Origin of the sequence: Aeromicrobium sp., assembly GCF_014378035.1 — a bacterium.
Classification (GTDB): Bacteria; Actinomycetota; Actinomycetes; order Propionibacteriales; family Nocardioidaceae; genus Aeromicrobium.
Genome location: NZ_JACMOM010000218.1, coordinates 1 through 22,724, shown reverse-complemented (window position 1 = coordinate 22,724; position 22,724 = coordinate 1). Strand labels below are relative to the sequence as shown.

General features: G+C 67.6%; 22 protein-coding genes. 1 reads left to right on the top strand and 21 read right to left on the bottom strand.

Annotated elements, in window-relative coordinates; all coding sequences use genetic code 11:
* The 16 genes from H7290_RS11410 to H7290_RS11335 form a co-directional block, all read right to left on the bottom strand.
* A partial coding sequence (locus tag H7290_RS11410; RefSeq protein ID WP_290514137.1) for an ATP-dependent Clp protease proteolytic subunit occupies window positions 1-320 on the bottom strand: 320 nt, incomplete at its 3' end.
* On the bottom strand, window positions 317-892 hold the full coding sequence (locus H7290_RS11405; protein WP_290514139.1) for an ATP-dependent Clp protease proteolytic subunit: 576 nt from the start codon (window positions 890-892) through the stop codon (window positions 317-319). The genes H7290_RS11405 and H7290_RS11410, both read right to left, overlap by 4 nt.
* 119 nt (window positions 893-1,011) lie before the next feature.
* Complete coding sequence (locus H7290_RS11400) at window positions 1,012-2,187, bottom strand: phytanoyl-CoA dioxygenase family protein (RefSeq protein WP_290514136.1); 1,176 nt, start codon at window positions 2,185-2,187, stop codon at window positions 1,012-1,014.
* Complete coding sequence (locus H7290_RS11395; RefSeq protein WP_290514135.1) at window positions 2,184-2,984, bottom strand: TIM barrel protein; 801 nt, start codon at window positions 2,982-2,984, stop codon at window positions 2,184-2,186. The genes H7290_RS11400 and H7290_RS11395 overlap by 4 nt, the downstream gene beginning before the upstream one ends.
* Window positions 2,981-4,006, bottom strand: a complete 1,026-nt coding sequence (locus tag H7290_RS11390; protein ID WP_290514134.1) for a Gfo/Idh/MocA family oxidoreductase — start codon at window positions 4,004-4,006, stop codon at window positions 2,981-2,983. The genes H7290_RS11395 and H7290_RS11390 overlap by 4 nt, the downstream gene beginning before the upstream one ends.
* Window positions 4,007-4,048: 42 nt before the next feature.
* On the bottom strand, window positions 4,049-5,053 hold the full coding sequence (locus tag H7290_RS11385) for a Gfo/Idh/MocA family oxidoreductase (RefSeq protein WP_290514133.1): 1,005 nt from the start codon (window positions 5,051-5,053) through the stop codon (window positions 4,049-4,051).
* Window positions 5,050-6,222 (bottom strand): Gfo/Idh/MocA family oxidoreductase, encoded by a 1,173-nt coding sequence (locus tag H7290_RS11380; protein WP_290514132.1) that lies wholly within the window; start codon window positions 6,220-6,222, stop codon window positions 5,050-5,052. Before H7290_RS11380 ends, H7290_RS11385 begins: the two co-directional genes overlap by 4 nt.
* The gene (locus tag H7290_RS11375) at window positions 6,219-7,145 is read right to left on the bottom strand and encodes an ATP-binding cassette domain-containing protein (RefSeq protein WP_290514131.1); all 927 of its coding nucleotides are present in this window, start codon (window positions 7,143-7,145) and stop codon (window positions 6,219-6,221) included. The genes H7290_RS11380 and H7290_RS11375 overlap by 4 nt, the downstream gene beginning before the upstream one ends.
* On the bottom strand, window positions 7,142-8,176 hold the full coding sequence (locus tag H7290_RS11370) for an ABC transporter permease (RefSeq protein ID WP_290514130.1): 1,035 nt from the start codon (window positions 8,174-8,176) through the stop codon (window positions 7,142-7,144). The genes H7290_RS11375 and H7290_RS11370 overlap by 4 nt, the downstream gene beginning before the upstream one ends.
* Before the next feature lie 79 nt (window positions 8,177-8,255).
* On the bottom strand, window positions 8,256-9,218 hold the full coding sequence (locus tag H7290_RS11365) for a sugar ABC transporter substrate-binding protein (RefSeq protein WP_290514129.1): 963 nt from the start codon (window positions 9,216-9,218) through the stop codon (window positions 8,256-8,258).
* Between the two features lie 32 nt (window positions 9,219-9,250).
* Entirely contained in the window at window positions 9,251-10,762 is a 1,512-nt protein-coding gene (locus H7290_RS11360) for a CoA-acylating methylmalonate-semialdehyde dehydrogenase (protein ID WP_290514128.1), read from the bottom strand.
* Window positions 10,759-12,720, bottom strand: coding sequence for a 3D-(3,5/4)-trihydroxycyclohexane-1,2-dione acylhydrolase (decyclizing) (iolD, locus tag H7290_RS11355; protein ID WP_290514127.1), 1,962 nt, complete (start codon window positions 12,718-12,720; stop codon window positions 10,759-10,761). The genes H7290_RS11360 and iolD overlap by 4 nt, the downstream gene beginning before the upstream one ends.
* The gene (iolB, locus tag H7290_RS11350) at window positions 12,717-13,595 is read right to left on the bottom strand and encodes a 5-deoxy-glucuronate isomerase (protein WP_290514126.1); all 879 of its coding nucleotides are present in this window, start codon (window positions 13,593-13,595) and stop codon (window positions 12,717-12,719) included. Before iolB ends, iolD begins: the two co-directional genes overlap by 4 nt.
* Before the next feature lie 5 nt (window positions 13,596-13,600).
* Window positions 13,601-14,488: an aldolase gene (locus tag H7290_RS11345; RefSeq protein ID WP_290514125.1), complete on the bottom strand. Its 888-nt coding sequence runs from the start codon at window positions 14,486-14,488 to the stop codon at window positions 13,601-13,603.
* Window positions 14,488-15,453 carry a 5-dehydro-2-deoxygluconokinase gene (gene iolC / locus H7290_RS11340; RefSeq protein WP_290514124.1) on the bottom strand — a complete coding sequence of 322 codons (966 nt, stop codon included), beginning with the start codon at window positions 15,451-15,453 and terminating at the stop codon, window positions 14,488-14,490. The genes H7290_RS11345 and iolC overlap by 1 nt, the downstream gene beginning before the upstream one ends.
* The gene (locus H7290_RS11335) at window positions 15,450-16,343 is read right to left on the bottom strand and encodes a TIM barrel protein (protein ID WP_290514123.1); all 894 of its coding nucleotides are present in this window, start codon (window positions 16,341-16,343) and stop codon (window positions 15,450-15,452) included. The genes iolC and H7290_RS11335 overlap by 4 nt, the downstream gene beginning before the upstream one ends.
* Window positions 16,344-16,464: 121 nt before the next feature.
* Between H7290_RS11335 and H7290_RS11330 the strand changes: the two genes are divergently transcribed.
* A complete protein-coding gene (locus tag H7290_RS11330) occupies window positions 16,465-17,205 on the top strand; it encodes a GntR family transcriptional regulator (protein WP_290514122.1) in 741 nt (246 codons plus the stop codon).
* A 27-nt stretch (window positions 17,206-17,232) separates the two neighbouring features.
* Here the strand turns inward: H7290_RS11330 and H7290_RS11325 are convergent, their stop codons facing one another.
* The 5 genes from H7290_RS11325 to H7290_RS11305 all read right to left on the bottom strand — a co-directional run.
* Window positions 17,233-17,703, bottom strand: coding sequence for an SRPBCC family protein (locus tag H7290_RS11325; RefSeq protein ID WP_290514121.1), 471 nt, complete (start codon window positions 17,701-17,703; stop codon window positions 17,233-17,235).
* 3 nt (window positions 17,704-17,706) lie between these two features.
* On the bottom strand, window positions 17,707-18,168 hold the full coding sequence (locus tag H7290_RS11320; RefSeq protein ID WP_290514120.1) for an SRPBCC family protein: 462 nt from the start codon (window positions 18,166-18,168) through the stop codon (window positions 17,707-17,709).
* Window positions 18,169-18,197: 29 nt separating this feature from the next.
* Entirely contained in the window at window positions 18,198-19,457 is a 1,260-nt protein-coding gene (locus H7290_RS11315) for an alpha/beta hydrolase (protein WP_290514119.1), read from the bottom strand.
* 57 nt (window positions 19,458-19,514) lie between these two features.
* On the bottom strand, window positions 19,515-20,915 hold the full coding sequence (gene tig, locus H7290_RS11310) for a trigger factor (RefSeq protein ID WP_290514118.1): 1,401 nt from the start codon (window positions 20,913-20,915) through the stop codon (window positions 19,515-19,517).
* A gap of 135 nt (window positions 20,916-21,050) precedes the next feature.
* On the bottom strand, window positions 21,051-22,724 hold a 1,674-nt coding region (locus H7290_RS11305), incomplete at its 5' end, for an alkaline phosphatase D family protein (RefSeq protein ID WP_366927627.1).

Sequence of the window (22,724 nt, the reverse complement as noted above, 5' to 3'; positions counted from 1 at the left end):
GCGGCGAGCAGAATCGCGGCCGCCGAGGCAGCCTGACCCAGGCACAACGTCTGCACGTCGGGCTTGATGTAGCGAATCGTGTCGTAGATCGCCGTCAGCGCCGTGAACGAGCCACCAGGGCTGTTGATGTAGATGCTGATGTCGCGGTCGGGATCCATCGCCTGGAGCGACATGAGCTGAGCCATGACCGCGTTGGCGACGTCATCGCTGATCGGGGTACCGAGCATGATGATGCGGTCCTCGAACAGCTTGGTGTAGGGGTCGATACGACGAAATCCGTAGGACGTGCGCTCTTCCCACTGCGGGATGTAGTAGCTCATGTGAGGTCTCCTGCGTTTGCGACGACGTGATCGATGAGTCCGTACTCCTTGGCTTGCGACGGCGTGAACCACCGATCGCGGTCGGAGTCGAGCTCGATCTGCTCGACGGTCTGCCCGCTGTGGAGCGACTGCAGCTCATTGAGCTGCTTCTTGAGAAGGACGCTCTGCTGGGCCTGGATCTTGATGTCGGAGGCCGAACCGCCGATACCGCCCGACGGCTGGTGCATCATGATCCGCGCATGCGGCAGGGCATACCGCTTGCCCGCGGTGCCGGCGGCAAGGAGGAACTGCCCCATCGAGGCCGCGAGCCCCATACCGAAGGTTGCGACGTCGTTGGAGATGAACTGCATCGTGTCGTAGATGGCCATGCCGGAGTCGACGGAGCCACCCGGAGAGTTGATGTAGAGGAAGATGTCGGCCTTGGGGTCCTCGGCATTGAGGAGCAGCATCTGGGCGCAGATCGCGTTGGAGTTGGAGTCGCGCACCTCGGAGCCGAGGAACACGATGCGCTCCTTCAGGAGCCGCTGGTAGATGTGTCCGTCGAGATCCGAGGGGCCGGCCTCGCCGGCCATCTTCGGCGACATGGGGCTGGGGGTGTCAGAGGTGTTCACGTGGTCAAACTTAGACGTCCGGCGGCACGAACACACGCTAAAACACGGCTGTTCGCTGACAGCGTGACAGATGTTCGATGTCATCCGTGTCCTGTAAGACGGCGAGCGACGTAGGCGTCGACGGCAGCGACGAGCTGCGAGGGCTGCCAGCCCTCGTCGAGCGCCTGGTGCACGAGGGCGGCCTGCGACACGGGGGTCATGCCGCCGACCGGCTGGTCGAGGTCGAGGTTGGTCGGGAAGGGGTAGCCCTCGGCAGCAGCGGCGATGGCGTTGTCCAGGATCGCCTGCCCGGCGCCGGCGGCCTTGCGGGCCACCAGCGCGGGGTAGATCGACAGCGACACCCCGGCCCGGTCGACTGTCTCCATCGCCCGTCCGAACGCCGACGAGACCTGCAGGAGGTTGGCCATGCGCTTCACATCGGCCGAGACGTTGGACCCTGCGCAGTGGAACAGTGCGGGGTTGAAGAATGCGGCGTCGCCCTTGGACAGCGGCAGCTGGACGTGGTGCTCGGCGAAGTACTGCCGGAAGTCTGGTCGCCGCCACGCGAGGTAGCCCGGGACGTACTTGTGCGAGTGGGGCAGGTACATCGTCGGGCCGCTCTCGACCGGCATGTCGGAATGGGCGACAGCTCCCTGCAACGTCAGCACGGGTGAGAGCAGGTGGACGTGCAAGGGGTATCGCTCGACGTCCTTGTCGTCAAGGAACCCGAGGTGGTAGTCGCGGTGCGGGTCTTGTGCAACCCCTCCGGGGCGGACCACGTTGACCTGCGACGTCACCTGGTAGGCCGGACCGAGCCAGGCGGTCGACACCAGGGCGATCATGTCGTTGGCGTAGTAGTCGACGAAGGCGTCGGGGTCGCGCACGGCAAGCTTCTCGAGGGCGTTCCAGACGCGGTCATTGGCGCCCGGCTTCGCGAAGTGGTCGCCTGGGGTCGTCCCGTCTGCTCGCTGGTCGGCGATCATCGCGTCGAACGTCACGGTCACGCGGTCGACCACGGACGTGTCGTCGAAGGCTCCTCTCAGCACCACGAGCCCTGGCCCTTCGGTCAGGGCGCGCACCAGCTCTGCCTCGACGTCGTCGCGTCCCGCGGGCGACGCGGCCGCCGCACGGAGGTCGGGCGATTCGTAGACCAGCACCCCCTCGACGACGTCACTCGCGTGCGGGAAGTCACGCAGGTCGGTCGTCACCTCGACGACCTCGACGAAGTCGTCGAGACTGCAGTCGGCGGCCCGAAGCCGTTCTGAGCGTGCCTTCACCGGTCCTCATGGGTGCCGGGTCCGAGCGTGAATGCGTCGCGGAACCGCGCGAGTGCCAGGTCGGAGTCACCGCTCGCGAATGCCTCCATGGCAACCACTCCGTCGTAGCCGGTGTCGGCGAGAGCCCGCGCGACGAACGGCCAGCTGACCTCCCCTGTGCCGGGCTCGCAACGTCCGGGGACGTCGGCGACCTGCACCTCGCCCAGGTGCGGCGCAGACCGCCTGATCAGGTCGACGAGATTACCCTCGCCGATCTGGGCGTGATAGAGGTCGAGGTTCATCCGCAGGTGCGGGCTGGCGACCGCGCTGACCAGCGCCAAGGTGTCGTCGGCCCTCGCGAAGGGTGTCCCGGGGTGGTCGACCTCGGTGTTCAGGTTCTCGAGCACGAAGGTGACCCCGTGACGCTCACCCAGCTCGGCGACGCGAGACAGGGTGCGCTCGGCGGCGAGCCACATCGCGCCGGTCACGACCTCGACGGGCCTCACCGGCAGGCCCCCCTCGCCCAGCCCGGTGCCGTGCAGGTTGAGCGACGGGCAGTGGATGGCCTGCGCGAACGGGATCGACTGCTCAGCCGTGCGCAGGAGGGATTCGGCGCCGTCGTCCGTCGTCAGGTCGCCCGACAGGTAGCCAGTCATCGAGGTGAAGGTCGCCCCGGTCGCGGCGAGCGCGGCAGCGTCCTTGTTCGTCCAGTCCCAGATCTCGACCGCGAACCCGGCCTCGTGGATGCGCTGCACCCTCTCGAGAAGAGGGAGGTCTGTGAAGACCATCTCCGCGCACACGGCAAGGGTGAAGCTCATGAGGTGGGTCCCTGGTCGACTCGAACGCGCAAGCCCGTCTGCATCGACTCGATGCATGCCTGCGCGATGGCGAAGGCGGCTCTCGCGTCGTCGCCCGTCACCGACGGTGGGCGGCCCTCGCGCACGGCGTTCGCAAATTCGACGAACTCACCGGTGTAGGCGTCGACCATCAGCTCCACATCTCCCCTCGCGGTGGCCGCAGTGCGGCCCTCGACGTCGAACAGGCGCATCGACGTCGACGATCCGTCGCCGGCGGTGACCATGCCAGCCGAGCCGAAGACCTCTCCTCGCACGTCGTAGCCGTAGGCGGCCGCGAAGCTCGCCTCGGCGGTGGCGATCGCACCGTTGTCGTAACGGATCACGACGATCGCGGTGTCGAGCAGACCCGCGTCGCGGAAGTCCGGGCGGATGAGCGCGTCGGCCGTCGCCATGACGTCGACTGCCCGCGCTCCCGGGTTGAGCCAGTTCAGGGAGTCGAAGTCGTGGATCAGTGTCTGCGTGAAGATCGTCCACGCCGGGACGGCCGCGGGGTCGGCAGGACCGGTTCCGGGGTCACGCGTGAGTGAACGCATGAGCTGCACCTCGCCGATTCGGCCCGCGGTGATGGCGTCGCGGGCAGCCCGGAAATCAGCAGCGAAACGTCGGTTGAACCCCACCTGGAAGGCGACGCCCGCCTTGGCTGTGGCTGCCCTCCCCCGATCGATCTCCTCGAGGCTCATGCCGGCCGGCTTCTCGCAGAAGACGTGCTTGCCCGCTTCCGCAGCCGCCACGATCAGCTCGGTGTGTGCAGTCGATGAGGCCGCGATGACCACCGCGTCGATGTCGTCGGCGGCGAACAGCGCCTCGGGCGATGGCTCCGTCCGCGCGCCGAGGGGCCCGGCCACAGCCTCGGCCGCACCCGGGCGGGCATCGACCACCGCGACGAGGTCGACTTCGGGCACCCGCCGTGCCATCACCGCGGCGTGCGAGGCGCCGATGCGTCCGGCTCCGATCAGCCCGATGCGTAGGGGTGCGTGCGTCATGTCGTCCTTCGTTGATCTCGGTGCTCGGCAGCGGGGTGGTGGCTAGGAGTACTCGATGGGGGAATACAGGGTGGGACGTGGCGCGAGGGTGACGGGTTCGCGGACACCGGACGTCAGCGAGGCGACGCCCGCCTCGGCGATGACGTTGGCGACGTAGCCGTCCCATGCGCTCGGACCATGCACGACGCCGTTGAGTGCGTCCTCGGCCCACGCACCGAGCTCGAGACGATAGGCGTCGGCGAACCGGCCGATGAAGTCGTCGCGGACGTGGACCCCGTCCATGCCGGCCCGGCGGATGCTGGTCGGCGTGGGGGGCACGAGCGAGACGGTGCCGGACGTGCCCACGACCTCGCACCGCACGTCGTAGCCGTAGGCGGCGTTGACGAACACCTCTGCCGACACGATGACGCCCGACCGCATCCAGATGGTGGCGAGCTGTGGGTCGCGCAGACCCTCCGCCACAGGCGACTCGACGCGAATCGAGTCCACTTCGTCGTCGAGCAACCAGCCGACGATGTCAAGCTCGTGCACCATCGAGCCCGTGACGATGCCCTCGCTGGTCGAGCTTGTCTGCGACGAGACATTGCGGTGGAGGCAGTGCACCAGGCGCGCCGTGCCGATCTGGCCGTCTCTCAAAGTTTTACGCATCTCGCGGTAACCCGGGTCGTAGCGACGCATGAAGCCCAGCTGCACCATTTGGCGCCCCGCAGCGACCTCGGCCTCCACGACCGACATCGAGTCGTCGGCCGTCACTGCGAGCGGCTTCTCGCACAGCACGTGCTTGCCAGCGGCGATGCACGCCCGAACGAGGGCGGCGTGCGTGTCATCGGGTGAGCAGATGAGCACGGCATCGACGGCGGACGAGTCAATCAGCGCCTCGGCGGATGTTGCGACATTGGCGAAGACCGGCTGTGCGATGGCATAGGCACGATCGACGTCGAAGTCGTAGACCTCGGCGACGCGTGCCGCCGGGATGCTCGTGGCGATGGTGCGGATGTGGTCGGCACCCATCGCACCGGCACCGATGACCCCTACTCGGAGACTCACAACCTGACCCACTTTCGTTCGTCGGAGGACTCGATCATTGCGTCGACCGTCCGGGCTGCGACCAGCGCGTCGTGAATCGTGGCCCCGTGCGGCTTTCCCTCCACGATCGACTGGACCAACCGGCGCGCCTCGATGACCTTGAGGTCGTCGTAGCTCATGGCGATTCCGGTGCCGGGCTGGAAGGCCGACAGGTCGCCATCGCCCGGGCTCACGAAGTAGGTCGAGTACGACGCGTTCTGGAAGTCCTGGTCGAGGCACAGCTGCAGCTCACCCATGCGACGGAAGTCCCACGACAGCGATCCCTTCGTGCCGTGCACCTCGATGCCGTAGGTGCACTGCTCCCCCACCGCGACCCGGCTCGACTCGAGCATGCCGCGCGACCCGTCGGCGAGGCGCAGGAGCGCGGCGACGTAGTCCTCGTTCTCGACGTCGAGCAGGGGCCCGTCGCCCCCTCGGGAGAAGTGCGAGGCCGCGCCCACGGCCTGCGGACGCTGACCGATGAAGGTCGCGCGGTCGACCACGAGCTCGTCGATGTCGGCGACGACGAAGCGCACGAGGTCGGCAGCATGGCTGACCAGGTCGCCGAGCACGCCGCTGCCGGCGAACTCGTTGAGGAATCGCCACGACAGAGCGCCCTCAGGATGGGCCGCGTAGTCGGAGATGAACCGCACCGTGGTGTGCTCCACCGCCCCGAGCCGGCCCGAAGCGATGAGCTCGCGGGCATGCTCGACGGCCGGTGCGTTGCGGTAGTTGAAGCCGGCCGCAGTCTGGACACCGGCCGCCTCCACCGCGGCGACGATCTCGGCCGTCTCGGCCGCGTTGCGACCGGCTGGCTTCTCGACCCACAGGTGCTTGCCCGCGCGGGCTGCGGCCACCGCGACGTCACGGTGAATGAAGTTGGGCCCAGTGACACACACCAGGTCGATGTCGTCGCGGCTCACGAGCTCCTTCCAGTCCGTGAACTGGTGGTCGAACCCGTAGGCATCGGCGGCCCTCGCCCCCCGGTCGTCATCGGCCGTGTCGGCCACCGCGACGAGCCGTGGCCTCAGCGGGCTGTCGGTGTAGTGCTGGGTGAGCCGGCTGAGGGCGCGTGCGTGCACCTGCCCCATCCATCCGAGACCCACGATCCCGACGCGAAGCTCTCGCGCCGAGGATGAGGAGGAGCTCACTTCTCGACACCGGACTTCATCTCCTGCGCCACTGCGGAGTCAGCCCCCATGGTCTTCTCCAGCTCGCGCGCGATCGAGTCGAGCTCGCTGCCGCCCGCCATCATCGAGGTGAGCTCGTCGAGCGTCATCTCCGCCTTGGGGAAGTCACCCATGCTCTTGCCTCGTCGAAGCAGCATGAAGCGGTCGCCGACCGGGTAGGCGTGGTGCGGGTTGTGGGTGATGAACACGACGCCGAGACCACGGTCGCGGGCCTTGGCGATGTACTTGAGAACCACACCCGACTGCTTGACGCCCAGCGCGGCTGTCGGCTCGTCGAGGATCAGCACGCGGGCACCGAAGTAGACCGCGCGGGCGATCGCAACGCACTGCCGCTCACCACCGGACAGCGTGCCGATGGGCTGCTCGACGTCGCGCAGGTCGATGCCCATGGCCGCGAGCTCGGCCTTGGACGTCCTCTTCATGAAGTCGATGTCGAGCTTCTTGAACGGACGGACACCCTTCGTGATCTCGCTGCCGAGGAAGAAGTTGCGCCACACCGGCATGAGGGGCACGACCGCGAGGTCCTGGTAGACCGTCGCGATACCCAGCTCCAGCGCCGCACGCGGGCTCGCAAGGTGCTGCGGCACGCCGTCGATGAGCAGCTCGCCGTCGGAGTGCTGGTGCGCCCCGGCGAGGATCTTGATGAAGGTCGACTTGCCCGCTCCGTTGTCGCCCAGCACGCAGGTGACCTCACCCGCGCGGACCGACGTCGAGACGTCGCTCAGCGCAATGATGTTGCCGTAGCGCTTGCCGATGTCACGGACCTCGATGATCGCGGTGCCCACAGGCGGCGGTGTGACGACTGACGTCACGGGCGACGTGGCGACAGCGTCACCCGATGCCACCTCGGTCTTGGAGGTGTCTGGACGATTCTTGGCTTTCATCCTGCTGTCTCCGCCCGCTTGCGAACCAATTCATTGAGAAGCACTGCTCCGAGGAGCATCACTCCGAGGAAGGCCTTGAGCCAGTTGTTGTCCCAGCCCGAGTAGACGATGCCCTGGTTGACCATGCCGTAGATCAGCGCACCGAGGGCCGCGCCGATGGCCGAACCGTAGCCGCCGGTCAACAGGCACCCACCCACCACGGCGCAGATGATGAAGATGAACTCCTGGCCCACGCCGGTGTTGCTCTGCACCGTCGACGTCGTGAAGAGCAGGAGCATGCCGACGAGCCAGCCCGCTCCAGCAGTCGTCATGAAGAGACCGACCTTGGTCTTGAGCACCGGGACGCCGATCTGGCGGGCCGCGGTCTGGGCTCCACCGACGGAGAAGATCCAGTTGCCTGTCTTGGTGCGCAGCAGGATCCAGGTAGCGACGGCGGTGACGCCGATCCACCAGAACACCGAGGCGTAGACCGTCCCGCCGGAGATGTCGACCGACGAGCCGAAGACCTTCTTGGCCTGGTCGTAGTACGGCACCCGCGACATGCCCTGGATCGCGACCTGGCCGATGAGGGCCTTGGTGCCGGCGAGGTCGATGCCCTGCAGGACGAAGAACGTGCCGAGGGTCACGATGAAGCTCGGCAGCCCCGTCTTCATGACCAGTATTCCGTTGATGGCGCCGATGCCGAGGGCGAGGACCAGCGACACGAGGATCGCCGCCCAGATGTTGAGCCCGTACTCGGTCGTGAGCACGCCGACGACCAGGCCGGTGAAGCCGGTCATTGCGCCGGCCGAGAGGTCGAACTCGCCGCCGATCATCAACAACGCCACGGCGACCGCCATGATGCCGATCGTGGATGCACCGCGCAGCCACGTGCTCGCTCCGGAGGGGGTCGCGAAGACGTCGGTCGTGACGGCGAAGAAGGTGAAGATCACGATGGCCGCGACCAAGGCGCCGATCTCCGGCCGTTTCAACAGTTGCGTCAAGGTCGAGGTTGAGCTCACACGCTCGTCGACCGCGGTGGCTGTCGCCATGTTCTGCTCCAGTGGTGAGGGTGATCGTGCTGGGGGCTGGTGCCGTGGGGCCCGGGCGGGCCGGGCCCCACGGCTGGTGTCAGCGAGTTCCGTTTGCTGCGAACTTCGCGACCGCCGCGGCGTTCTCCTTGGTGATGAAGGCAGGGCCTGAGTTGATCGGCTGCCCACCACCGATGTCGTTGCCGTTGGTCGACTTCAGGTACAGACCGGTGACACCCATGAAGCCCTGGACGTAGGGCTGCTGGTCGACGGCGAAGAGGATCGTGCCGTCCTGGATGTCCTTGATGACGTCCTCGGAGAGGTCGAATGTCGCCACCTTGGCCTTGCTGCCCGAGTCCTTGACCGCGGCCACGCCGTCGATCGCGTACTGGCCACCGAGCGTCAGCACGGCGTCGATGCTCTTGTCGGCCTGCAGCTTGGACGTGATGGTCGCCTGCACGGCGTTGTCGTCCGTACCGTCGACCTGGAGGTTCTCGACCTTGCCGCCGAAGGTCTTGGCGACCGCCTTGCAACGCTCCTCGAGCCCGACGTTGCCGGCCTCCTGGATGACGCAGATCGTGTTCTTCAGACCCTCTGTCTTGAGTCGCTCACCGACGGCCTCGCCGGCGATGGTCTCGGTCTGCCCGACATGGGTGATCGCACCGAACGCCTTGAACTGGTCGACGCCAGAGTTGATGGTGATGACCGGGATGCCCGCGGCAACGGCCTTCTTGACGCTGGCCTCCAGCCCGTCCGGGTTGGCCATCGAGACGACGATGCCGTTGACCTTGTCGGCCACGGCGCCGTCGATGAGCTGCGACTGCTTGGCCGGGTCGGCGTCCGAGCTGTACTGGACCTTGACCCCGTAGTCCTTGCCTGCTGCCTCGGCACCGGACTTGACCCGGTCCCAGAATGCGTCGCCGGGAGCACCGTGGGTGATCACGGCGTAGGTGAAGTCCTTCTTGGCGGAGCTCGACGTCCCGCTGTCGCTGCCCGTGCCACTGCATGCGGCCAGCAGGCCTGCAACGACGACGAGCGCGCCTACGATCTTGATTCTCTTCATGGTGTTCCTGTCTCTTCCGTGATGACCCGACGTCATTGTGCCGTCGGGAAGTTCAGCTGGGCGAGGGATTCCTCGCTGACGTGCGGCCACCGAGTGGTGACCACCTTGGCCTGCGTGTAGAACCTCACACCTTCGGGACCATGGATGTGGTGGTCGCCGAACAGTGAGTCCTTCCATCCCCCGAAGGAGTGGAAGGCCATGGGGACGGGGACCGGCACGTTGATGCCGATCATGCCCACGTGGACCTTCCGCTGGAAGGTACGTGCCACCTCACCCGAGGAAGTGAACACCGCTGTGCCGTTGCCGTATGGATTGGCGTTGATCAGGTCGATCGCGGCCTCCAGCGTCGGAACCCGCAGCACAGTGAGCACGGGTCCGAAGATCTCGTCGGTGTAGACCGACATGTCAGTGGTGACCTGGTCGAGCAGGGTGGGGCCGACGAAGAAACCATTCTCGTGGCCGTCCACGACCAGGTCGCGGCCGTCGACGACGACCTTCGCGCCGGCGTCCTCACCCTGGCCGATGTAGTCGATGACTCGGTCGCGGGAGGCCGCCGTCACGACAGGCCCCATCTCGGCGTCCGGGTCGGTACCGACCGACACCTTCAGGCCGATCGACCGCTCACGGATCTTGTCGACCAACGCGTCGGCCGCAGGGCCGACGGCGACGACGGCGCTGATCGCCATGCACCGCTGGCCCGCCGAGCCGTAGCCGGCCGCGACGAGGTGGTCGGCGGCGTAGTCGAGGTCGGCGTCCGGCATGACGACGGCGTGATTCTTGGCGCCGCCGAGTGCCTGTACCCGCTTGCCGGTGCGGGTGGCGCCCTCGTGGACGTACTTCGCAATGGGCGTTGAGCCCACGAATGACACCGCAGAGATGCCGGGGTGCTCCAGGATTGCGTCGACAGCGACCTTGTCACCGTGCACGACGTTGAACACGCCGTCAGGAAGCCCGGCCTCGGTGTAGAGACGGGCGACGAGGTCGGAGGCGCCCGGCACGCGCTCGGACGGCTTGAGGATGAACGTGTTGCCCGTCGCGATGGCCACCGGGTGCATCCACAGCGGCACCATGATCGGGAAGTTGAAGGGCGTGATGCCCGCCACCACGCCGAGCGGCTGGCGGAACGTGTGCGAGTCGATGCCGCCGGACACCTGGTCAGAGTAGTCACCCTTGAGCAGCTGCGGGATGCCGCACGCGAACTCCACGACCTCACGGCCACGCACGACCTCGCCACGGGCGTCGGCGACCGTCTTGCCGTGCTCGGAGGAGATCAACGCAGCCAGCTCGTCCTCGTGCTCGACAAGCAGCTGCCGGAAGGCGAACATCACCCGGGCGCGCGCCGTCACCGACGTCTCGCCCCACACCTCGAACGCAGCCGCCGCTGCGGTCACGGCCGAGTCGACGTCACCTGCGGACGCGAGGCGAACCCTGCTCTGCGGTGTGCCGGCGGCCGGGTCGAACACATCGGCGAAACGATCGCTCTCGCCGACGAACGTCGCTCCGTCGACGTAGTGGTCGTAGGTCTTCACATCGTGATTTGTCATACTTCGTCCTTCGTCGTTGCCGGACCGGTGTTGGTTGCTTGACCGGTGGTGGATGGCGGCGCGAGGTGGTGGCGCTGCCTGGTCTTGTGCGCCTCGTAGGTCGTGCGGGCGTCCTGCGTCGAGGTGAGCGCCGAGACCTCCGCGACCGGTACATCCCACCATGCCGGACTGTCAGGTGCGGTGATCATCGGGTCGGTCTCGACGTGGATCACCGTCGTGCGTGTCGACTGCCTCGCCTTGCCGACTGCCGCTCTGAAGTCGTCGAGTGCCGTGACGCTGATGACGTCGGCGCCAAGACTTGCTGCGTTGGCAGCGAGATCGACCGGCAGGTGGTCGCCGTCAAGGCCCGTGGCGGTGCGGTAGCGGTACTGCGTGCCGAAACGCTGGGAACCGAGCGACTCCGAGAGCGCACCGATCGAGGCGAAGCCGTGGTTCTGGACGAGGACGACGATGATCTTGACACCCTCGGCCACCGCCGTCACGAGCTCGGTGTTCATCATCAGGTACGAACCGTCGCCCACCATGACGAACACGTCGCGATCGGTGTCCTCACCGCTGGCGGCCTGGTCGAGCGCTGCCATCTTGACGCCGAGACCGCCGGCGATCTCGTAACCCATGCAGGAGAATCCGTACTCGACGTGATAGCCCTTGCGGTCGCGGGTGCGCCACAGCTTGTGCAGGTCACCCGGCATCGAACCGGCCGCGCAGACCACGATGTCACGTGGGTCCGACAGCTCGTTGACGACACCGATCACGGCGGACTGCGCCGGCAGTGGCTGGTCGTCGCGGTCGTAGGCGGCCTGCACGATCGAGTCCCAGTCGGAGGCGAGCGACGTGGCGCGGGCCGTGTGCGCCGCACCCGTCATCCAACCCTCGAGGCTCGCGGTGAGCGCGACAAGGCCCTCGCGTGCATCGGCGACGAGGCTCGTCGCAGAGAGCTTGTGCGCATCGAAGCCCGACACGTTGAGGTTGACGAACCGGACCTGCTCGGCAGCGAACACGGTGTGCGAGGCGGTCGTGAAGTCGCTGTAGCGCGTGCCGACGCCGATGACGAGGTCTGCCTCGGCCGCGAGGGTGTCGGCGGCAGTGGTACCGGTCGCGCCGATGGCACCCACCGCCTGCGGGTGGTCGTAGGCGAGGGCGCCCTTGCCGGCCTGGGTCTCGGCGACGGGGATGCCGGTGGCCTCGGCAAAGGTCCGCAGGGCGTCGTTGGCTCGGCTGTAGGTGACTCCGCCTCCGGCCACGATGAGTGGTCTGGTCGCGGCGCGGATGGCGGCCACGGCCCGTTCGAGAGCGGCGGGCTCGGGGACAGGACGCGCGACGTGCCAGACGCGGCGGGCGAAGAGCTCATCGGGCCAGTCCCAGGCCTCGGCCTGGACGTCCTGCGGCAGGGCGAGCGTGACCGCGCCGGTCGCGGCGGGGTCGGTGAGGACCCTCATGGCGTTGAGCAGGGCGGGCGCGAGCTGCTCGGGCCGGTGCACCCGGTCGAAGTAGGCGGAGACGGGCCGGAACGCGTCGTTGACGGAGAGGTCACCGTTGGCGGGGTCCTCGAGCTCCTGCAGGACGGGGCTGGCGACCTTCGTGGCGAAGGTGTCACCGGGCAGCAGCAGCACCGGGAGCCGGTTGATCGTCGCCAGAGCGGCTCCGGTGATCATGTTGGTGGCGCCGGGTCCGACCGAGGCGGAGACGGCCATGGTCGCGAGCCGGTCGCGCTGGCGGGCGTAGGCCACTGCGGCGTGCACCATGGCCTGCTCGTTGCGGCCCTGCAGGTAGCGCAGGTGCGACGGCTCGTCCGACAGCTCCCTCTCGAGCAGCGCCTGGCCGACACCGGCGACGTTGCCGTGGCCGAAGATGCCCCAGCAGCCGGCAAAGAAGACATTCTCGGCGCCGTCGCGCTCGACGTGCTGGGCCTCGAGGAACCGGACGATGGCCTGCCCGACGGTGAGTCGTGTTGTCATGCGTCCTCCCCCACCAGCATGGATCCGAACGGGAGACGGGGGTCGACGGCCTGGTCGGCCCACGACTCGCGCACCCACGCGTGGGTGGGGTCGTCGCAGATCAGCCAGGCCCGCTCGTCGCCGGGCCCGGCCATGACGTTGAGGTAGTAGAGGTCGTACCCGGGAGCGGCGATCGACGGACCGTGCCAGCCGTGCGGGATGAGCACGGCGTCGCCGGTGTGAATTTCTGCCGTGATGTCGATGTCGGCTCCTTCATGCCCGTAGACCCGCTGGAAGCCGATGCCCGGACCGCTGGGCCCGTCGGCGACCTCGAAGTAGTAGATCTCCTCGAGCGCCGTCTCACCCTCGCGCTCCTCATCATGCTTGTGCGGCGGCCACGACGACCAGTTGCCGCCGGGGGTCAGCACCTCGCACGCGATCAACCGGTCGGCGGCCAACACTCCGGGCACGCCGAAGTTGTTGACCTGCCGGCTGGACTGTCCAGCGCCGCGCATCTCCACCGGGACGTCGGTCTTGGGCAGGTAGGCAGGCTCGAGGCGGTTCGAGCAACGTGCTGAGCACAGCGCGAAACGTCCTCCGTCGGTCGTGGCGATCGAGACCTCGGCGTCGCGCGGCGCATAGACGACGTCGCTGGCCCCGGCGAACACGTTGTCACGTCCCTGCAGGGCGTAGGTCCGGCCGTCGACCGTCACCTCGGCGGATCCGTTGAGCGAGAGCACCATCATCTCGGACTCATCGGTGCCAAACGTCTCGCTCTGACCGGCGTCGAGCCCGAGGATGCGTAGGCCACTGTGGGCCCAGCCCGCAGACTCGGGGGTGATCGCAAGATCGAAGGGTGGCGTGGCCGCGTCGCCGGAGCGCAGAAGATGAGTCATCGCGATCACATCATCTCCACAGTCGCGTCGACAGCTGCCTCGACGTCACCGTCGGGCGGGTAGAGCAGCGATCGGCCGACGACCATGCCCCGGACGGAGGGGCTCGCGAGCGCCTTCGACCAGGCCGCGAACTGAGAACTCTGATCTGCGGAGACCTCGCCGCCGAGAAGGACGACTGGCAGGGTCGTCGCGGCCAGCACGGCCTCCATGTTGTCGACCACGGGCAGCTTGAGCCAGGTGTGCGCTGAGGTGCTCGCGAGGCCGGCGGCGACAGTGGCCGAGCGGATCACCGCGTCGGTCGAGAGGTCGTTGCGGATGCGACCGTCCGCTTCGCGCCTGGAGATGAACGGTTCGATCATTGCCATGACGTGGCGGCTGGCGAGCTCGTCGATGGCGTTCGCACACGCCTGCATCGTGGCTGGGGTGGCGTGGTCGTCGGGGTCGATGCGGAAGAGCATCTTGCCGCCCTGATAGCCCGAGGCGGCGATCGCCGTGGCGTTGTAACCGGTGAAACGGTCGTCGATCTCGAACACCGTGCCCGCCAGACCACCTCGGTTCATCGAGCCGATCACGACCTTGCCCTCGAGCGCTCCGAGGAGCAGAAGGTCCTCGATGATGTCGGCGGTGCCGAGAACGCCGTCGACACCGGGACGGGCCAGTGCTCGGACCAGCCGCCCGAGAAGTCCTTCCCGATCTCCCATCGCGAGCGCGTCGTCGCCAGCCCGCAGCGCGCCACGGGCCGGGTGGTCGGCCGCGACGAGAAGGAGGCGTCCGGTGCTGCCCACCAGGCCCGTCGGCTGCTGACGTTGCGCAGCGAGCTCGGCGATGCGTTCAGGATGCAGCGCACGCGTCTCGGCGATGTGGGCGAAGCTGTCGGCGTTGACAGTGGTCATCAGGCATTCCCTCGGGAGGGCACGGAGCCCCGTTGGAGCACTGCGGACACTTGGTCCACGGTAGGCATGGCGTCGGCGCACGCGAGCTGGCCGGCGACGTACGCGCCAGCGGCATTGGCAAACGACAGGGTGGTCGTGAGGTCCCAACCGCTGAGCAGCCCGTGAACGAGTGAGCCGCCGAAGGCATCGCCGGCGCCCAGGCCATTGACGACCTGGACCGGGACGGGGGGAACCATGACCGACTCGTCGCCGCTCACGCCGAGCACTCCCGCCGGACCCTGCTTGACGACGGCCACGTCGACTCCGGCTCCGCGCAGCGCCTTCGCCGCACCATGCGGATCGGTCTCGCCGACGGCGATCTCGCACTCCTCGCGGTTTCCGATGGCGACAGTCACATGCGGCAGCGCCACCTGCACCTGGGCGGTCGCGAGCTCGGGCGAGTCCCAGAACATCGGCCTGTAGTCGAGGTCGAGCACCGTGATGCCCTTGCCGCCGCGCGCTTCGAGGGCAGCAAGCGTGGCCTCGCGGCTGGGCTCCTGCGACAACCCGGTGACCGTCGCCCAGAACACGTCCGCTGCACGGATCCCGTCGAAATCAAGCTCGTCGACGTTGATCTCGAGGTCGGGCGCCTTCGGCTGGCGGTAGAAGTAGAGCGGGAAATCATCCGGCGGGAACATCTCGCAGGACGTGACCGGTGTGGGCAGGTGGGCGACGGAGCTGACGTAGCGATCGTCCACCCCAAACCCGGTCAGCGCGAGATGGATGAACCGGCCGAAGGGGTCGTCGCCGGTGCGGGTGATGACGGCCGAACGACGACCGAGTCGCGATCCCGCGACGGCGACGTTGGTGGCGCTGCCACCAAGGAACTTGGCGAAGGACGTCACGTGCTCGAGGCCGACGCCGATCTGCTCGGGATAGATGTCGACGCCGACGCGTCCCATCGTGATGAGCTCGAGATGGGTCACGCCAGGACGGCCTTCACGTAGTCGAGGCTGGCTCGGACATCGGCGACCGGTCCTTCACCCTCGGGCTCGCCATCCTTGAACATCACATCCTGCTCGAGGACGTACCAGCCGTCGTATCCGGCCTCCTCGAGTGCCTCGATCATGGCCCTGATGTCGACGTCGCCGGTACCCAGCACCCGCCACATCCCGTTGGCGACCGCGTCGGAGAAGGACATTTCCTTGGCGATGACCTTCGCTGCGGTGGCCGCGTCGACGTCCTTCAGGTGCACATGCTTGACACGGTCAAGGTTCGCGAGGGTGATGGCGACCGGATCGGCCCCCGCCGCGGCGAGGTGGCCCGTGTCGATGCAGAGCCCGATGTGCGAGCCGTCGAGCACGCGCTGGACGTCGTCGGCGTTCTCGACCATCGTGCCGATGTGCGGATGGACGACCGCCATGACACCCCGCTCGCTCGCCCGGTCGGCGAGGCGGTCGAGGTTGGAGAGCAGCGTCTTCCACTGCAGGTCGTCGAGCACGGGGCGGGCGTCGTAGCCGTCGACCCCGGTCGATGCGGCGAGCACGACAACACCCGCACCTGTCGCCAGGCAGCTGTCGATGAAGGCGTCGACAGCGCTGATCGGGTCGGTGTCCTGGTCGTGGAGCAGCACCGGCAGGAATCCGCCGACGGCCTCGAGATCGTAGGTCGCGAGGAAGACCTTCTTCGCCTCTGGATCGACCGGAAGGAAACCCTCGGGGCCGAACTCGGTGGCAGTCAGTCCAAGACGCTCCATCTCCGCCATGACCCTCTCTGCTGGGAGCTGGTAGCCCCATCCGGGCACCTCACACACACCCCATGAGATGGGGGCGCCGGCCAGTCGGGGGCCAGCTGGGCGAAGATCGCTCGCGGTCATTCTCATCCTCTTCGGGTTTGTGCTGACAAACTGTCAAGCCGAGTGTGTCTCCCATCACACACACTGTCAAGTCTTTGTCCTGACATATTGACGTCCCGACATATGGTTATAGATTGTCCGCATGGCTCGCCACCCACGGTTCACCCTCGACCGGTCGAGCCCGGTCCCGCTGTACTTCCAGATCGCCGAGCAGTTCGAGAAGGCGATCCTCGACGGAACGATCGCGCCCGGGGAACGAATCGAGAACGAGATTGCCCTCGCGAAAGACCTCGGCCTGTCCCGACCGACGATGCGTCAGGCCATCCAGGTGCTGGTCGACAAGGGCATGCTGGTGCGCAAGCGCGGCGTCGGCACGCAAGTGGTCCACGGCAAGATCCGTCGCTCGGTCGAGCTGACAAGTCTCTTCGACGACCTCACGGCCGCCGGTCAGAAACCCCGCACCGAGGTCATCGCCGTCGGGAAGGTCGCCGCCGAGGAGGACGTCGCGCACGAGCTGCAGCTCGAGGTCGGCGACGACGTGTGGTCCCTGGAGCGCCTGCGGTACATCGGCACGGAACCCCTCGCCCTGATGCACAACTTCATCCCGGTCGACGTCATCGACCTCGCCGTGCTCGACCTGGAGGCGGATGGGCTCTATGCCCACCTGCGTGCGTCCGGCATCCTGATGCGCGTCGCCCGGCAGCGGATCGGCGCCAGGGGTGCGGCGGCCGCGGGGGGTGCGCTGCTGCTGGAGAAGAAGGGGGCGCCGCTGCTCACGATGCAGCGCACTGCCTACGACAACGCCGGCCGCGCAGTCGAGTACGGCCGCCACGCCTACCGCCCCGACCTCTACGCCTTCGAGCTGACCCTGGTGGACCGCTGACGAAGGTACGCGACGCGAAAGGCGGAGTCAGCCTTCGGCGGCGGTCTTCACTTTTGCCAAAGTTTCGTGCATGCCGGCCTGGAGCTCGATGTCGTGGCCTGCCTTGCCCCCGAGGGCCCAGCGAGCCGTCAGCCGAACGAGGACACCGTTGCCCTGCGGGTCTGAGCGGCGCTCGATGAGCCTGGTGCCGGAGCCACTGGGCTCGAGCTGGTAGGACCACACGGCATCGGTCGGGCGCACATGGAACGCCAGCGCGCCTCGTCCGTCGTCGTTGGATGGTGGCTTCCACTGTGTGATCCGAGTGGTGGTGGGCCAGACGAAGCCCTTGCGACGATTGAGGTTGACACCCCGAGCGCCGACCTTGGGACGGCCCCGCATCCACATGCCGACGACCTCTGGACTCCTGTCCTTCATGGCCTCCAGGTCAGACACCACTTCCCACACCCGATCGGGCGTTGCGTTGATCGTGACCTCGGCCTCGAGCGCTCCCTGTCCCACGACTCAGGCCCTCTCAGCCTCGAGCTTGATGCGCTCAAGGGTCTGAGCGATGCCCTTGTCGAGCCCGGCCTCGAAGTCGCGGGTACCGCCGAGGACCTTCTGGGTCAGGACGTTGGACAGGCCCGACACGCCCTTGGGGGTGCTGCGACTCTCGGTGACCCGCGTGCCGGTGGCTGTCGGCTCCAGCTCGAACGTCCAGACGGTGCGGTTCTCCAGGATGCGAAATGCCAACCGCCGTTCAGGCTCGAACGCGACGACCTTGGCGTTCGTCGGCCAGCGCAGCCTGCCCTGCCCGTTGAGGTTCAGGGTGCGCGTGCCCAGACCGACCGGACCGCCCCGGACGAACATCCGCCGACACTGGGGGCTCCACTCCCCCATGCGCCTCAGGTCCGACACGACTGCCCACACGGCGGACGGGGAGGCATCGATCTCGACGCTCCGGTGGATCAGCTGCTGGTTGGGCATGGTTCTCCTCAAGTGCGGGGAAGGCCTCGCTAGGCCTGACGCGGCGCGGCAGGCAGCGCGCGCGGGTTGCGCGTGCGGACGTTGATCCACTCGACGAGCCAGTCTCCCACCCGTGGGTGGTTGAGGAGGGCGAAGTGGTGCGCGCTGGGAAGATACTCAAAGCTTGCGCCGTCGACGATCGGGCCAGCCCTGCCGACACCGGTCGCGGACGAGAAATGGACCAGCAGGTCACCGAGCACCGCGCTCAGCGGGTGCCGCTGGGACGCACCGAGGGTGGCAGCGACGAAGTGGTACTCCGCGTTGGGCAGCGGCGCAGCGGCAATACGGTCGAGGCCCCACTGACCGGTGAGGTCCTGCCCCTCCCACTCGTCCTGGGAGATGTAACCGTGCCGCAGGTCGACGATGCCGGCCGAACGATTCTCCAAGATCGTGCTGAACGGGCTCGAGTCAGGCCAGAAACGCAGCATCCGTGAGCCGAGATGGGCGACCTTCTCGAGGTTGGCTCCCGCATGAGGAGTGCCGAGGCAGACGACGTCACGCACGAGCTGCTGCCAGGTCTGGCCCGACGCGGTGGCGTGGTTGGTGGCTGCGCGGGCGACCAGGCCTCCCATCGAGTGGCCGACGAGGGTGATGCGGGTGACGGGGACGGGCCACGACGCCACGACCTGCTGCAGGAGCGCGTCCAGGTGCTTGCCGTTCTCGGAGATGTGCAGCCCGGTGTTGTAGCGGACCATGACCGGCGTGCCATCGGTCTCGGCGACGAGCCGCTCCGCGTACGTGGTGCCGTGCACCTTGGCGGAGTTCGCCCACGACTCGTCGTTCTCGCACAGCCCGTGCAGGAAGATCACCGGGTGGCTGGTGCCGTCGCGGAATGCCTGCGCCAGCGGCCACGAGTTGGCGGGGATGTCGGCGCCGTCGACGCGCACGGCCATCGTGATCGCCTGCGGGTCGTCGAGCATCCGCAGCTCGTCGCCGATGAGCCCGTTGACGGCGGCGACGACGAGGCGTCCGCGGTGAGTGTCCTCGATGGGCTTGCCGACGCCGCGGGACGCCAGCACCCGCACGGAGCCGCTCGACAGCCGCAGCACCCCGGAGACGGCCCCGTAGACCGAGGTCACGACGGCATCGTGCAGCGACTCGGGCAGGCGCCCGCCGACCACTCGCGTCGCCCTGAAGACCCGTTTGGAGACGATGTGGTGCATGTCGCGGACCGTTCCGACGATCAGGCGGTCGCCGTAGTCGAGGGCCAACGCCGCGACATCGGTGGTGCGTGCAGGTTCGACGGGCATACCTACATGCTGCCGGTATCGGAGCAGAATGTGAACCTCAACGGGGCGAGGTGTTGGTCACGCCTTGTCGGGGGCCTCGTCGGCTGACTCGTCGACAACCTCGTCGGACGTCGTGTCTGCCTCGTCGTCGCCGATGGTGCCGTCGGCACGCAGCTGGGACAGGTCGACGACGTTGCCCGACTTGTCGGTGACCTTGGCCGACTCCACGAGCGAGGCGAGTGCCTTGCCGCGCAGCACCTCGCTGACCATCTCGGGCACGTGGTTGTGCTCCATGATGTGCTGGATGTAGGCGTTGGGGTCTTCACCGGACTGCTGCGCGCGCCGCATGATGTGCTGCGACAACTCCGAATCATCGATGCCGAACTCTTCATCGGCGACGATCTGGTCGAGGACGAACTGGGCGACGAGCGAGTCGCGCACGCGCTTCTCGAGGTCGGCCTCGAACTCGTCGATCGTCATCTCCTCGTCATCGAGGTACTGCTGGAAGGGCACACCTGCCGCGGAGAGCTGCTGCTCCACCTGGTCGCGGCGGGTCTTGATCTCCTCCGCGACGAGGTCCTCGGGAAGCGGCGCCTCGATCTTGCTGACGATCTCATCGAGCACCAGGTCGCGAGCCTCGCCGGCCTGCTCCATGCGCTTGCCGCGCGTGACCTTGTCGATGAGATCGGCGCGCAGCTCATCCATCGTGTCGAACTCGGACGCGGTCTGCGCGAACTCCTCGTCGAGCTCAGGCAGCTGCTGCTCCTTGACGTCCTTGACGCCGACCGTGACGTCGACGTCCTGACCCGCGAGGTCGCCGCCGGCCAGCTTGGTCGAGAAGGTCGCGGTCTCGCCGGCCTTGAGACCGATGAGTGCCTCGTCGAGACCGTCGAGCATCGCGGCCTTGCCGACCGAGTAGGGCATGCCGTCAGCCTGTGCCGCCTCGATCAGCTCGCCGTCCTGCGCGGCGGAGAGGTCGATCGTGAGGAAGTCGCCGTCCTGCACCGCGCGGTCGACCTCGGCGAACGTGGCGAAACGCTCACGCAGGGCTGTGATCTGCTCCTCGACGTCGTCGTCGGACACCGTGGCGTCCTCGACCGTGACCTCGATGGTCGAGACGTCGGGGATGTCGAGCTCTGGACGGACGTCGAGCTCGGCGGTGACCTCGATCGGCTCGCCGTCGACGAACTTGGCGAGGTCGATCTCCGGCTGGCTCAGGGGCTGGATGTTGGTCTCCTGCAGCGCCGCGCTGTACCAGCCGGGCAGGGCCGAGTTGATGGCCTCGTCGAGGACCGCGCTACGGCCGACCCGCTGGTCGACGATCGCCGCGGGGACCTTGCCCTTGCGGAAGCCGGGGATGGTGATCTGTGAGCCGATGGTCTTGTAGGCAGCGTCAAGGCTGGGCTTGAACTCCTCGAAGGGCACCTCGATGGTGAGCTTGACCCGGGTCGGGCTCAGGGACTCGGTGGTGCTTTTCACGTGTCTGACTCCTGCATGATGTGGGGGCTTGGCCGATGGGTGCTCCGCTGACGTCGGTCCAGCGAAAATGCGCCACCTCAGTCTCTCACGAGAGCGCGGAACGGGGATTGGCAGGCCGAACGCCACCGAGGCCGCTCACGCCTCGACGAGCGCGCGAACGGGGTGAACGCGCGGGACGCCCGACTCGACGGCCCAGGAAGTCAGGGTGCGGGTCGTCGCCTCCCGATCACTGCGGTCGCTGATGGCGAACCAGTCCATCTGGACCCGTGCCGCCGTGACCTCGAGCACGCAATACCCGTGATCGTCGAGATTGACGAAGCGGACATGGGGATTTTCCTCCTGGATCACTGCCTCCAGCGCGAGTGAGACCGTGCGCGGCGGGACGCCGATGAAGTCATCGACGTTGTTGCTGGTGATCGAGGCGCAGACGAACTCGGTCGCGACGGGTGGCCCCCCGTCGGACGCGGGCACGTCATTCGCCCACGCAGTGTGCACGTCGCCGGTCAGGAACACGACGTCGCCGATGTCGTGGTCGACGATGTGGTCGAGGAGGCGGCGGCGATCAGCGGAGAATCCGTCCCACACGTCGGTGTTGGGCGCCGACGCCTCCAGCGGGGTGAGGCCGACGGTCTGGCTGAGCGCGTACTCCTCGACGGCCGGCCGCGGCGGAACCATCACCGGCGCAATCATGACGGGGTTGCCGATGAGCTTCCACCGGGACTCCGAGCCCGACAGGTTGCCGATGAGCCACGACATCTGGTCGTTGCCGGTGATCGTGCGGGACGAGTCGTCGATGGCGGGGTCGTCCGCCTCCACACGCTTGCTTCGGTACGTGCGCAGGTCGAGCATCGACAGGTCGGCGAGCCGACCGAACCGCAGGTGACGGTAGATGCGCTCACCATCGCCGGTCACAGCCGTGCCGGAGATGCGTACTGGCATCCATTCGTCGTAGGCCCGGTATGCCGCACTTCTGCGCGTGGCGAACGAACCCTCCGACGCCGGCTGGTGCTCGTAGGCACCCCTGGCCCAGTTGCCGTCGGCGACCTCGTGGTCGTCCCACGTCACGATGAACGGCACGGCCGCGTGGAGCCCCTGGAGGTCGGGGTCCGTCTTGTACTGCGCGTGGCGGCGGCGGTAGTCGCTGAGGGTGACGGTCTCCCGGGGCGGGTCGTGGCGGCGAATGTCGACCTCCCGGTGACCGAACGAGTACGTGCCCGGCTGGTACTCGTAGATGTAGTCGCCCACATGGATGACGGCATCGAGGTCACCGCGCTCGGCCAGATGGCGGTAGGGGCTGAAGTAGCCGGCCTGCCAGTTCGCACAGGACACGACGCCGAATCGCAGCCGTGCGGGCGAGCTGGTGGGAGCAGGCGCGGTACGTGTGCGACCGGTAGCCGAGCGGTGGCCGTCGCAGCTGAACCGGTAGTGGTAATCGGTCCCGGGGCGCAACCCGGTCGCGTCGACCTTGACCGTGTGGTCGCGCTTCGCGTCGGTACGGACCGCTCCCCGGCGGACGATCCTGTCGAACGACGCCTCCAACGCGACCTCCCACGTCACCATGACCGACGGGCCGCGGCCGGAGCCGGGCCGGGAGGTCGGCGTCGGGGTGACCCGGGTCCAGAGCACCACCGCGGCTGGGAGGGGGTCACCAGAGGCGATGCCGTGCAAGAACATCGAGTCAGCAACGACGACCGCGGGTGCGGCGGGCATCAGGGCGACCGGCCCGCGAACCCCCAGGACTGCGGCGATGCCGATGCTGCCGGCCAAAAACTTCCGCCGATTCACCACGTCAGCTACGGGGCTGGTTCT